Here is a 12,253-nt window from a genome sequence, read left to right on the forward strand (position 1 = left end):
ATCGATGCTGAGAAGGTGATAAACGGACTAATGAAGGTAATTAAAACCCAGAAAGATGGAACGTAAACAATTTTTAAAGCAAGGCATAGTTGGTTTGGGGTCGATTGTTGGCTTGTCGAAAGTAATGTTGGCTTGCGCAAGCGGGCAGGACGATGTCGTTGATGAAACAGAAGTAACCGATAGTAGTTATACGAATGAGAGTAGCACGAGTGATTCTTGTGAATTATCTCCAAGCGAAACCGAAGGGCCATATCCAATTAAAACTCCAGCAGATCTGGTGAGGGAAAACATCGTGTCGGATCGAAGCGGTGTTGCTTTGTTGATTACGCTGACAGTTGTTGATCAAAGCGCCGACTGTGCACCGTTAGCGGATGTTTTGGTTGATATTTGGCACTGCGACAAAGATGGTTATTACTCGGAATATAAAGGAAGCGGATATGTTTCGACTCAAGTTGACAACACGAGTAAACATTTTCTCCGTGGTCGTCAAACAACCGATTCAAACGGACAGGTTTCTTTTATCAGCATTTACCCGGGATGGTACCAAAGTCGGGCACCTCATATTCACGTTGAAGTACTGAATTCATCTGAGCAAACCATTCGTGTCACGCAAATTGCCTTTCCGAAGGATATTTGCGATACCGTTTATGCGACTTCCGGCTATCATGGTTCGGCCGATACCTTGAATGCCAGCGACAACGTATTCTCAGATAGTTTGGATGGGAATTTGGCCGACTCTATTTCCGGAAATACAACTGATGGCTACACTTTGTTGAAGACGATTGTGGTTTAGAGGTTCAGTTTTAGCTGGTCTTCCAATAAACGGAAGCTCATTCGGTGATGCGGCGACACGCCGTATTGCTCGATTGCTTTTCGATGGGCAACAGTAGGATAACCTTTATTCCGATCCCACGCGTAATGCGGGAATTTTTGATGTAACTCGTCCATCATATCATCTCTGTAGGTTTTTGCCAGGATGGACGCTGCAGCGATGGGCAACAACTTTCCGTCACCTTTTACCACGCAGGTGTGCCCAATTTCAGGATACGCTTTAAAGCGATTACCATCAATTAGAAGGTGTTCCGGAATTACGGAAAGTTGTTCAACGGCGCGGTGCATGGCCAAAAAAGAAGCGTTAAGGATATTGATTTCGTCGATTTCAGTGTGACTCACAATACCGACAGCGAATGCCAGTGCTTGCTTTTCAATAATTGGTCGAAGTTGGTAGCGCTGCTTTTCGGTCAGCTTTTTGGAGTCGTTCAACAGATCACTTTCAAAGTCAGCAGGCAGAATAACAGCGGCAGCCACAACGGGGCCAGCCAGGCATCCGCGCCCGGCTTCGTCACATCCGGCTTCAATACGGCCTTCTTCCAGAAATAATTGAAGAGCTGATTTTTCTTTCTTCATCTGATTCGCTATTTGAATCGGTGTTTGTTGCTAGTGCAAATAAAGTAATTTGAAAGAAAATTGTAAAGCGACATTAGGTATTCATGCAAATTTGGACGCTTCCCCAAAGCATTTCGGCGGTTTTGTCCCATGTGAATTTTTGTTGCTGTTTTCGGCCTTTTTCAATCAGCGAATCGCGTAATCCGTTTTCGTTGGCAATCCGAATCATTGCGTCTTTGATTTGGGTGACGGCAAAGGGATCGGCGTACAAAACGGCATGCCCGCCCACTTCGGGCAACGAGGTCGTGTTGGAACAAATTACCGGGATACCGGCGCTCATGCCTTCAATAACCGGAATGCCGAAACCCTCGAAGAACGGAACGAAGGTGAGCGCCATTGCCGCTCCCAGCACTTGGTGCAATTCCTCGTTGGGTAAACGCCCTGTAAAAATCACATCATTGCGATGGCGCATGCCTTCGTAGGTTTTTACGATGTCCTCAGTTTTAAACATTGTGTCCCCGGTTATCAGTAGCTTGGTTACTTTTTCGGTCGAGGTTCGGTAGGCATCGAATGCCCGCAGCAAACCACAGATATTTTTCCGCGGATGTAATGACCCGATGTATAAAAAGTACGGGATTCCGTCGGTGTATTTGTTTCGTGTCGAAGCTTGTTCTTCCGCAGGAGTAGGTGTGTAGAGAGTATTCACACCATTGTACACCACGTCAATATTGTCCGGGTTTATATGGTAGGTGCGCACAATATCCTCTTTTGAGTAATAGGATACCGTCGCGATTCGCTTGGCACGTTTGGCAAAGCGGGGAAAGAAAAAATTGTAATAAGCCGCGTAAAAAAAAGGTAAGTCCTTGGGACGGTGTGCAAAGTTAATGTCGTGAATCACAGCCAACTGTTTCACTTTGGTGCTTAACGAAAGGTAACCGTCGGGCGATAGAAAAAGATCGGCTTTGTATTTTCGAAGAATATGCGGAATCCGCCATTCAAACCAAATGTACCACAGAATGGGATGGCGTGTTGGCGGAGAAACTACCACGGGGGTGACATTCGTTGAAAAAATAAACTCTTCGTCGTAAGGCCGGTCAAAGATGAAAATGAACTGGTGTTCAGGATGATTTCGGGTCATCCGCAAAAGTGTCTCCCGCGTGAATGATCCAATTCCTTCCAATTTCCCCTTGAGCAGCATGCGTGTGTTAACAGCAATAATCATTGCGTTTCGGTTTCTTCGATTTAACTCAAATGTACAAAGTCTGGCTAAATTTTTTTTTACATTTAGCCATTAATCTGCCAAACGAAAGCTGCTTTGAAGCGAAAGTTTTTTACAAATCTTGTCCTTCTTCTTCTCCTTAATCTGCTGATTAAACCTTTTTGGATGTTCGGAATCGATCTCACGGTTCAGAATCTGACAGGGGCAGAGGAGTATGGTTTATATTTCGCCGTGTTCAATTTCTCGCTGGTACTCAATATCTTTTTGGACCTGGGGATTACCAATTTTAATAACCGTTCCATTGCGCAGCACCAGCAATTGTTGCAAAAGTATCTAAGCTACCTGGTTAGTTTGAAGCTTTTACTTGCCGTTTTTTATGCACTGATCTGTATTGTGGTGGCCTTGGTTATTGGCTACAACGAGAGGCAGATTTATTTGCTGTTATTTCTGGTCGGCAACCAGTTTCTACTTTCGTTTACGCTTTATCTGAGGTCGAATATCAGCGCATTGCATTATTTCCGGACAGATAGCTTCCTCTCGGTGCTAGATCGTACACTGATGATTGCACTGTGCGGGTTGCTGCTTTTTACCAATTGGTTTGGTATTCGGTTTTCAATCGAGTGGTTTGTGTACGCACAATTCATTGGTTATGTATTGGCTGCGCTGATCACGATTGGATTTGTGGTCTATTACTCCAAGGGGTTTCGGCTTCGTTTGAACTACAAAGTTTCCCGGTCTTTCTTGCGACAAAGCTTCCCGTTTGCGCTTTTGGTTTTGTTGATGTCGATTCAAAATCGGGTTGGAACCGTTTTGCTTGAACGTTTCTTGCCGGTGGATGGTAACGAACAAACAGGTATTTACGCGCAGGCTTTTCGTTTGCAGGATGCCGCGGCGATGCTGGGTTTTCTGTTTGCTGGATTGTTACTGCCTATTTTTTCGCGTATGTTGAAGAAGAAGGAAGACATTTCGCAAATGCTGCGATTCTCGTTTGAATTGATTATCGTGCCGTCAATTTTAGTGGCAATCGTTACTGTTTTTTACGGACATGAGATTATGAGCATGCTCTATCACCAGCATGCCGACGAGTCCACAAGTTTGCTTCAGATGCTGATGGTTGGTTTCATCGGCATATCGACGACCTATATTTTTGGAACGCTGCTAACGGCGAACGGGAGCCTGAAAGCCCTGAATCAGGTCGCATTCATTTTAGTTGTGTTGAATGTCGGGTTGAACATCATCTTGATTCCGCATTTCCAGGCGGGAGGAGCAGCTTTTACTTCGATGTTCACACAGCTGGGAGCAGCATTGATACAAGTCGTGTTGGTGTGGAAGTATTTTAAACTGAGCCCAAATTATTTGCTTGTACTTCGGTTAATTGGCTTTGTTTTGTTTCTGCTGCTGGTTGGTAAAATCAGTTTATTCCTCGAGAATTGGCTGTTTGGGATTGCTGTTTTGGTCTCATTGGGCTTGATTTATGCGATTGTTGTCAAGCTGATTAATTTGAAAGCCCTGCGGGAAATCTTAAATGAAAAAGCATTATGAGAACTTATTCGCCGGAGGATATGCAAGAGGCAACAGATTTTGAACTGCTGAAAGAGGTGGATCACCGGCAGATTAAAGGTTTTATTTTGGAGCAAATGTATGAACCAACAAAATGGCTGCGTTTGTATGGAATTTACCAAGTTGCGATGATTTTTCTTTTTCTGGTGCTCCTTGGCTTTGCTTTGCAAAAGGCGTTTAACGGAAACCTTTCACCACTATGGTGGATATTGGGAGCACTTGTTTTTTCAGTAACGGTTCTGGTTGTTTTGCATGAAGCAATGCACGCGTTAGTCTATTGGATTTACGGCGCCCGCAAACTGACTGTAGGAGCAATTTGGCGGAAATTTATCTTTTATATAGCGGCCGATCGGCAAGTCGTGGATTATGCCGTTTTTAAAAAAGTTGCATTGGCACCATTTGTAGTGGTGAATGTGCTGACCATTATTCCGGGTGTTCTGCTTTGGCCGCAGCCGGTTGCCGGTTTCTTTCTCAGCATCATGTGTATTCACTCGCTGTTTTGTGCGGGAGATGTCGCCATGCTTTCTTTTTACGCGAAACATAGCGACAAGACAATTTATAATTTCGACGATCTGAGCCGGGGAAAAACTTTCTTCTACGCTAAAAAAAATTAAGTCAGATCGGGTGTTTCTAGTTCCGATTCCGTTAATTTAGGTGCATACTATGAGCAGCAAAACAAAATCGTTTGGTACAGCGCCGGTGTTTTTCACGGCCATTTCTACTATCCTTGGAGCAATCCTGTTCCTTCGTTTCGGATTTGGAGTCGGTACCCTTGGCTTTTGGGGAGTAATTCTGATTATTCTGGTTGGTCACTTGGTAACTATTCCAACGGCATTGGCTATTTCGGAGTTGGCTACCAACAAACGTGTTGAAGGGGGAGGCGAGTATTTCATTATTTCCCGGTCTTTTGGTTTGAATATTGGGGCGACCATTGGGATTGCCTTGTACTTGTCGCAAGCCATCAGCGTCGCGTTCTATGTAATTGCGTTCACCGAGTCCTTTGAACAACTTTTCAATATTGCCAAGTATCATTATGGCTGGGATTTACCCCGACAGGTCGTTAGTATACCTTCCATGGCGATTTTAGCCGTACTTATTTTTACCAAAGGAGCCAACCTGGGAGTTAAAACCTTGTATGTTATTGTTGCTATTCTGGCGGTTTCGCTGGGAATGTTTTTCTTTGGAACGACCGAATACGCTGATATTTCCACCTTCAGTATTTTCAAAGCTGAATTTCGGAACATGCACGAATTCTTTTTCATTTTCGCTATCATATTCCCGGCATTCACGGGGATGACCGCAGGCGTCGGGTTGTCTGGCGATCTGAAAAATCCGGCAAAATCAATTCCCCTCGGAACAACTACGGCAACCGTGCTCGGTATGATCGTTTATATTTTTGTTTCGTGGAAGTTGGCCGGTTCTGCTTCGGAGGCTGATTTGCTAAACCGGCAATTGATTATGGGAGACATTGCGATTGCTGGAAACATCGTCGTTCCGATCGGGTTGGCTGCTTCGACCATTTCTTCGGCCATCGGATCGATTTTGGTGGCGCCGCGAACCCTGCAGGCTTTGGCAGTTGACCGTTCGTTCCCCAGCAAAAAGGTTAATGATTACCTTGCTGCCGATGACAAAAAAGGGGAACCGCAGAAAGCAACGCTGGTTACAATATTGATTGCGATCGTATTTGTGGCAGCCGGAAATGTGGATATCGTCGCCCGAATTATCTCCATGTTTTTCATGGTTACTTACGGTTCACTGTGTTTAATTTCGTTTTTAAATCATTTTGGTTCTTCGCCATCCTATCGTCCGTCGTTCCGCTCGCGCTGGTACTTTTCGCTCATCGGTTTTGTAACTTCTCTTTATGTGATGTTTAAAATTGACACGGTTTATGCGTTAGTAGCGCTCGGCTCAATGACGCTAATCTACTACGTTGTTGATTACTACCACAGGGATCGTAAAGGATTGGAGATCATATTTACCAATGCGATATTTCAGCTAAACCGGTCGATGCAGGTGTTTTTGCAGAAGTCGAGGAAAAGAAGCTCGTTCAAGGAATGGCGTCCCAGCTCCATCTGTATCACCGATCGCAGTTTCGACCGGAAACATGCCTTCCGTTTGCAAAACTGGCTCGCTTACAAATACGGTTTCGGAACTTACATCCATTTTATGGAGGGCTATTTCTCCAAATCGGCCAATGTTGAAGCGCATAAAAATCTGGATATTCTCGTGAGCCAATTCGATCGGATAGAAAGTCATGTTTACGTTGATACCATCATTTCTCCTTCATTTACTTCTGCCATTGCCCAGGCAATTCAGTTGCCGGGAATTGCCGGGATGGAAAATAACATGCTGATTTTCGACAGTGATGTTGAGGACAATGTTAGCCTGGAACGAATTATCGATAATTACGCGTTGGTGAATGCGGGTGATTTTGATGTATTGATTCTTCGGACAGGAAAAAAGAAGATTGACACGCGCAACGACATCCACGTATGGTTGCAGCGCACCGACGAGCACAATGCCAACCTGATGATTCTGTTGGGCTTCATTATTGGAGCACATCCGGATTGGAAGAAAGCGAACATTAAAATTTTCGAATTGTCGACCCCTGAGAATATTGAAAAGAGTAAAGTTGAGTTGCAAGAGCTGATCACCAAAGGGCGACTACCTATTACGCTTAAGAACATTGAAATTTTGGAAGAAAAACCGGGAATTGGCATCCGGGAAATGATCAATGAACGTTCGATCGACGCCGGTCTTGTGATTACCGGCTTCCGCGGCGACCATTTAAAACACGACGGCAGCAGAATTTTTGAAGGCTACGAAAGCAACGCCTTGTTATTCGTGAATAGCCACGACGAAAAGACGATTGAGTAGAAACAAAAAAAGAGCTACAATGTAAATTGTAACTCTTTGTTATTGTGTGTGGAGAATATCGGAATCGAACCGATGACCTTTTGACTGCCAGTCATAAAAAATCGTATTTTTTTGATTTCTTTTAGTTTTCTATGTTTGCACAATGCGCTGTTGTACAGTGTTATACCTGCTTATTTTTTCTTTTTATATTATGATTTATTCGAAGTTTGTGTGTACATTTGTGTGTATAAAAATGAATTGTACACATGGGAAGAAAGAAGCCTGATATAGCGACTGCAATCATTTTGGAGAAACGAGTGACAGATAAAGATGGATTGCATCCCGTAAAATTAAGAATAACCTACCAAAGAAGACGTAAGTATTATGCCGTAAAGGGCGAGCATTATAGTGTTGATGGATTCACTGCAGTGACAAGCCCTGTGGGGAGGGGAAAAAACAAGGAAAAACGAAAAACACTCGAAGCAATTGAAAATCGGGCGATCGAGATCATCGACGATGTTCTTGTCAATTTCAGTTTCGAGGCATTTGAAAGAGAGTATTTAAGTCATAAAGTAAGAAATAGTACTGTCGCAGATTTTTTTGAGGATAAAACGAAAGAACTTGATGAAGCAAACAAGGTTCAGACTGCGATACTCTATCGGTCAACTTTGATCAGTCTCTTGAAATTTGACAAGAAAATCACATTTCAGAAAATTACGCCTGGCTATCTTGAAAAATACCAAAAGTGGATGATCGAACAAGAGAATTCATATACCACTATTGGAATGTATATGCGCAACCTAAAGCATATTGTCAATAGAGCAATTGACGCAAGAATCATTGGAGATTATCCTTTTGGCGATCCTAAAAAGGGGAAATATAAAATACCCGGAGGGAAGAATAAGAAAAAGGCTCTGACTTTGAAGGATATTGAAAAGCTTTTTAGTTATACCCCGACGGATAAAAATGAGTACCTGGCTTTGAATTATTGGATTTTGAGCTATTTGTCAAATGGGATGAATATGGTTGACATTGCGAACCTCAGATACAAGGATTTGAAGGGTGATAACATTGAATTTATTAGGCATAAGACTCGGGATACGTCGAAAGAAGTTCCGGTTATTAGGGTGTATCGTCTCAAAGAAATAGACGCAATTATCAAAAAGCTTGGTAATTCTGATCGGTCAAAGGATAATTACATATTTCCCATCTTTTTGAAGGGGGACGATGGGATAACTAAACACAAGAAGCTTCAGCAGCATATTAAGCAGACAAATAAATATATTCGCAGAATAGCTGAGAACGTAGGGATTGCAACCGAAATAACGACGTATTGGGCAAGGCACTCCTATAGCACCATTCTCAAGCGTTCCGGCGCTCCTATTGAATTTATCAGTGAGCAGCTAGGGCATCAAAGTACTAAAATCACAAGGCATTATCTGGATAGTTTTGAAGATGAACACAGAGAAAGATTTTCTACCATTTTACTTCCTCAAACTGATGGAACAAAGTCTGTTTAGTTAAGAGAGCACTATCAATAGCCGGTAGAAAGACAAGAAGTAAGAATCTTGACTCGCAGTATCTCAATAATTTGATGGAGACAAATCCGGAAACAGGCCCGCTGGCACTTGTTCCCGGTTGCATTTTTAACTATAAATCCAAGGCTAAAATACGTATTTATCGTTTGCTCGTAGCGCAATTCATATTTTCAAAAGAAGAAAAACGGCAAAAAAGAAGAAAAGTCTCCGGTCAGCGCTCCGCTGGAAAAACAAGACTGTTCTGCCAGCAAATGAGAAATACGATAATATTGAATGAAACGGGCAGCAGAACACTTGTCTTGGTCTTGTCTGTCCCCAAAGGCGGAGGGCTAATTTTATTTTTATTGTTTTTAAGGCGGTTCCCTTTATAACTACATGAATTGATGAAAATTCCTTTGAAAAATTATTTTTAAAATTTGTATTTATTGTAAATTAGAGCTTAACAACTAATCAACTAGCTATGCATACTATTCCCCGCGAAATCAATAACCATATTGGGCTTCCGGCTCAAGACTCAACACAGTCTGAAAGTTTTTCCGATATCCAGAAAAAGTATAGAGGAAATTTATAGGCATGTAAGTACAAGATCTCTGGCAAAAATTAAAAGACCACCGGACAAATTTTAAATTTTTTGCAGTTCAATTTTGATAGAAACTTTCACCTAAGAAAATGACAGAGCTTCAAGTAATGACTTTTATAAGTGAAATTGTGCTCCAAACAAAAATAGCACAAAGGGCGGCTGAGCGTTTACAAGTTACACAGAGAGAATTTGACAGAATCGAAGTGTGGTGTTCTATTCAGTCTATTCTTGTTGCTGCGGGAAATGTGTCCAAAATCCTTTGGCCAGGCAAAGAATATGTGCTACGTGGAGAAAGATTGCGGCAAATACTCAAAGTAGAAAACGGTAATCCTCTTTCGAATCGTAAGTTTCGTAACCATTTCGAGCACTATGATGAACGAATTGAAGAATGGTTTGAAAAACATTCTTCCGCTGTTTATTCTGATTTGGCAATGAATCCAACCCTTTGGGGCAACATGGCTTCCCATGCTCACCGGGGATATAATTCCTGTAATAATACTCTGGTATTTAGAGGAGAAACGTTAGATTTGAATGTAATATTGAAGGCATTGGAAGAGCTCAGAGATAGTTGTAAGCCATTTGCATTGCCCTAAAATGGGAAATATTGAAATTGACCCTTGGAAAATTACACGTCCGGATAGTTCGAAATTTTGTATTTTGACGACACTACAACTTTAGTAGCGAGAAATTTATCTATTGATGTGATCGAAAACTAACAAATTTTCTCACTGTCATTAAGCCCATTTATTGTCGGCAACATTGAAGACAAAGACACAGCGAAGATTCCGGAGGCATTTGTAAAATTAATAGGATCACAAACTATTACTATTTCTCGTTCAATAACTTTTCCAGTCGTTCCATCATCTCATCTTTTTCCTTTAGCATGCGCTCGTAAAGAGCTATTTTCTCTTCGTGGAGCTTAATGATTTGGTCGATGGGGCTTACGTTAGAATTGTAGTTGATCGCAATAGCGCCGTTGTCAAAATTATCAAATGAATTGGAGATGATGTTGACAGCTTGCTCTTCGTCAAAATTCTGAAAAGCCTCTACCGGGATTTTCAAGGTGTTGGAGATCTGCTGCAAAAGCGGAAGCTCGATAGTTTCTTTTTGTTCCAGGAGCGAAATTTTTTTCTGGTTCCAGCCTTCACCAAGCTCATACGCAAGCGCGTCTTGTTTGATACCGAGCATCTCGCGGAACCGTTTCACATTGCGACCTTCATGTACTTTACCTTCCATAGCTTCTGGATTTTTGCATTCAATTCAAAGATAAAACAATTTTGATTAACTAAAGGAAACGCTCGCGCCAAACAGCGAAGGTAAAATATCCCATGCAGGGCTATGGGGTTTATTACCGGCAAAGGCAAAGGATTACAGTTTATATAGAGTCAATGAGTCTTCACAATCATCAGGGGAGCGGGTGATATCGGTATATTATATCCACTGTCCGAATTGAATATGCCTAAGGGGTGATTGAAATTTGTGTTGTAACCTTCAAAATTGCGACACATGAAAACAGTACCAAGCCCCGAATTTGCTACGCTGGCAGATAAAGTACTTCAAGAAAGACTGCTACAGCTAGTCCGTGAATTTCAGATTAGCTACGTTTTTTTTGAACAGACTAACAGTCTAACACCGTCGCATCTTATCATTGTAACATCTAAGCAAAAGGACATTCTAACAATTCAGTCCCGGAAGTGGATTCGGTGTTGCAACGCTTCAGCTAATGTGCTGATTCATGTTACAAGTCAAACAAGAATGGACTTTGAATTAAAAGCAGGTAACCCGTTTTTTTCGAGTTATTGTCGAAGGTCAGCTACCTTGTATCAGAACCAGGAGGCAAAGGATTTGGAGGACTTTGATCGGAAATTATTTAAAAAGAGGTTCACTGGATTCAAAAATAAGTACTACCACGACAGGGATATCCTGTTGTCCGAAGCTGTACGCTTTCAAAAGGTTGATTCTCTGACGGGATTATTTATGACCTACCTTTCTGTTTTTGAGTTTGATGTTAGGTACCTGGAGGCTTTGCATATTGGGCAGTGTTTTGTGTCTGACATTCTACACGAGCGGATTAGGCGCCTAGCTCGGTTTTTCCCCGAGATCGAAAAACTATTTGTGAAAAAGAATGGGGAAGAGTACTACCTAATTTTAGAACTGGAAAAAGCAAAAGAGGTAGGAGAATTTGGAGATGAAATCCGGCTAAATGAAAAGTTAGTTAACAGCGTCGTCGAAATAGAAAATCGGCTTAGCGAGCTGGTTTCTTCCCGCTTTAAAGATCTTAAAACGAAGCTAAAGGCTGACACTGCCCGCGGCACTGTGACCGTTGTATCCGAAAGCAACGGCGAAGACAAAGAGCTGCAGGAGATAGTGTCTCAAATCCTGAGTATTCGGATGGTTGAAGAAATCTACTGCTTTCACCGGACCACAAATCACCAGTCGACCACTTATTTTTTTCTTTTCGTTGGAGAAGGTCTGGGAAGAGAAGTTCTTGGTCGAATTCAGCAATCGGTACAATCAAAGTCAGAGGAAAAATGTGAGCTTATTCTAATTGGTCATAGCAGAGCTTGGATACAAACTAACTTGTATTCTTACCAGTCCTTCTTTCAAAAGGTAATGACTCTTGAAAACCTGGTATTTCAATCTCGAAACAATCTTCCAGCAATTCATTGGGAAAATCCACACACCCCTGAATATCCCGATCTGGAGTATTACTATCTATCAGCAACAAAACTTACAGAGCAGTATTTCGCACTACGGAAGAATTCAGATAACTCAAACTTCGAAGGACTGGAGAGTCTTTTTAGTCAGTCAGTTACTAGAATGCTTCGCACTTTTGTTTTTGCCGGGCTAAGTTATCTTCCAAATTACTTGCCAGCTAGAAGCCTATGGCATCTATGCGTGTATGCATCGCCAAAACTAGAAAAGCTGGAGTATCTGTTTGAAAAGCTAAGTGGAGAGAGCTTCTTTAAAGAGGTAGACTACTACCGTCGGTTTTATCACAAGCTCTCCCGAATGACCGAGGAGAAGCTTGAAGTGACGGATGAGATTTTGAAATCGATGAAACAATATTTAGAAACGGTTTGTGCTCGATTAATTTGTATACGTTAATATGGC

General features: G+C 42.1%; 11 protein-coding genes. 8 read left to right on the forward strand and 3 right to left on the reverse strand.

What is annotated here, in order from left to right; all coding sequences use genetic code 11:
- Positions 1–55 precede the first annotated feature (55 nt).
- A complete protein-coding gene (locus BC643_RS14805; RefSeq protein ID WP_120273816.1) occupies positions 56–793 on the forward strand; it encodes a dioxygenase family protein in 738 nt (245 codons plus the stop codon).
- On the opposite strand, the gene BC643_RS14810 is transcribed toward BC643_RS14805, so the two are convergent.
- On the reverse strand, positions 790–1,407 hold the full coding sequence (locus BC643_RS14810; protein ID WP_120273817.1) for a ribonuclease HII: 618 nt from the start codon (positions 1,405–1,407) through the stop codon (positions 790–792). The genes BC643_RS14805 and BC643_RS14810 overlap by 4 nt on opposite strands.
- Before the next feature lie 73 nt (positions 1,408–1,480).
- Positions 1,481–2,608 carry a glycosyltransferase family 4 protein gene (locus BC643_RS14815; protein WP_120273818.1) on the reverse strand — a complete coding sequence of 376 codons (1,128 nt, stop codon included), beginning with the start codon at positions 2,606–2,608 and terminating at the stop codon, positions 1,481–1,483.
- A 162-nt stretch (positions 2,609–2,770) separates the two neighbouring features.
- On the opposite strand from BC643_RS14815, the gene BC643_RS14820 reads away from it, so the two are divergent.
- The 6 genes from BC643_RS14820 (at position 2,771) to BC643_RS14845 (ending at position 9,732) form a co-directional block, all read left to right on the forward strand.
- On the forward strand, positions 2,771–4,147 hold the full coding sequence (locus BC643_RS14820) for an oligosaccharide flippase family protein (RefSeq protein WP_120273819.1): 1,377 nt from the start codon (positions 2,771–2,773) through the stop codon (positions 4,145–4,147).
- Positions 4,144–4,779, forward strand: a complete 636-nt coding sequence (locus BC643_RS14825) for a DUF3267 domain-containing protein (RefSeq protein WP_120273820.1) — start codon at positions 4,144–4,146, stop codon at positions 4,777–4,779. The genes BC643_RS14820 and BC643_RS14825 overlap by 4 nt, the downstream gene beginning before the upstream one ends.
- Before the next feature lie 49 nt (positions 4,780–4,828).
- Positions 4,829–7,042: an APC family permease gene (locus tag BC643_RS14830; RefSeq protein ID WP_120273821.1), complete on the forward strand. Its 2,214-nt coding sequence runs from the start codon at positions 4,829–4,831 to the stop codon at positions 7,040–7,042.
- Positions 7,043–7,287: 245 nt separating this feature from the next.
- Entirely contained in the window at positions 7,288–8,541 is a 1,254-nt protein-coding gene (locus tag BC643_RS14835) for a tyrosine-type recombinase/integrase (protein WP_120273822.1), read from the forward strand.
- 74 nt (positions 8,542–8,615) lie between these two features.
- Positions 8,616–8,930, forward strand: coding sequence for a hypothetical protein (locus tag BC643_RS14840; RefSeq protein ID WP_120273823.1), 315 nt, complete (start codon positions 8,616–8,618; stop codon positions 8,928–8,930).
- Positions 8,931–9,228: 298 nt separating this feature from the next.
- Positions 9,229–9,732, forward strand: coding sequence for a hypothetical protein (locus BC643_RS14845; RefSeq protein ID WP_120273824.1), 504 nt, complete (start codon positions 9,229–9,231; stop codon positions 9,730–9,732).
- Between the two features lie 232 nt (positions 9,733–9,964).
- Here the strand turns inward: BC643_RS14845 and BC643_RS14850 are convergent, their stop codons facing one another.
- Entirely contained in the window at positions 9,965–10,375 is a 411-nt protein-coding gene (locus BC643_RS14850; protein ID WP_120273825.1) for a helix-turn-helix domain-containing protein, read from the reverse strand.
- Positions 10,376–10,645: 270 nt separating this feature from the next.
- Here BC643_RS14850 and BC643_RS14855 point away from each other — a divergent pair, with 270 nt between their 5' ends.
- Positions 10,646–12,247 carry a hypothetical protein gene (locus BC643_RS14855; RefSeq protein WP_120273826.1) on the forward strand — a complete coding sequence of 534 codons (1,602 nt, stop codon included), beginning with the start codon at positions 10,646–10,648 and terminating at the stop codon, positions 12,245–12,247.
- The last annotated feature ends 6 nt before the right edge of the window (positions 12,248–12,253 follow it).

The sequence above is a fragment of the Mangrovibacterium diazotrophicum genome, from assembly GCF_003610535.1.
Taxonomy (GTDB): Bacteria; Bacteroidota; Bacteroidia; order Bacteroidales; family Prolixibacteraceae; genus Mangrovibacterium; species Mangrovibacterium diazotrophicum.

What these genes read in the sequence shown, in the direction of transcription:
- BC643_RS14805 (WP_120273816.1), top strand. Translation starts at nt 56, where the DNA reads ATGGAACGTAAACAATTTTTAAAGCAAGGCATAGTTGGTTTGGGGTCG.
- BC643_RS14810 (WP_120273817.1), bottom strand. Translation starts at nt 1,407, where the DNA reads ATGAAGAAAGAAAAATCAGCTCTTCAATTATTTCTGGAAGAAGGCCGT.
- BC643_RS14815 (WP_120273818.1), bottom strand. Translation starts at nt 2,608, where the DNA reads ATGATTATTGCTGTTAACACACGCATGCTGCTCAAGGGGAAATTGGAA.
- BC643_RS14820 (WP_120273819.1), top strand. Translation starts at nt 2,771, where the DNA reads ATGTTCGGAATCGATCTCACGGTTCAGAATCTGACAGGGGCAGAGGAG.
- BC643_RS14825 (WP_120273820.1), top strand. Translation starts at nt 4,144, where the DNA reads ATGAGAACTTATTCGCCGGAGGATATGCAAGAGGCAACAGATTTTGAA.
- BC643_RS14830 (WP_120273821.1), top strand. Translation starts at nt 4,829, where the DNA reads ATGAGCAGCAAAACAAAATCGTTTGGTACAGCGCCGGTGTTTTTCACG.
- BC643_RS14835 (WP_120273822.1), top strand. Translation starts at nt 7,288, where the DNA reads ATGGGAAGAAAGAAGCCTGATATAGCGACTGCAATCATTTTGGAGAAA.
- BC643_RS14840 (WP_120273823.1), top strand. Translation starts at nt 8,616, where the DNA reads ATGGAGACAAATCCGGAAACAGGCCCGCTGGCACTTGTTCCCGGTTGC.
- BC643_RS14845 (WP_120273824.1), top strand. Translation starts at nt 9,229, where the DNA reads ATGACAGAGCTTCAAGTAATGACTTTTATAAGTGAAATTGTGCTCCAA.
- BC643_RS14850 (WP_120273825.1), bottom strand. Translation starts at nt 10,375, where the DNA reads ATGGAAGGTAAAGTACATGAAGGTCGCAATGTGAAACGGTTCCGCGAG.
- BC643_RS14855 (WP_120273826.1), top strand. Translation starts at nt 10,646, where the DNA reads ATGAAAACAGTACCAAGCCCCGAATTTGCTACGCTGGCAGATAAAGTA.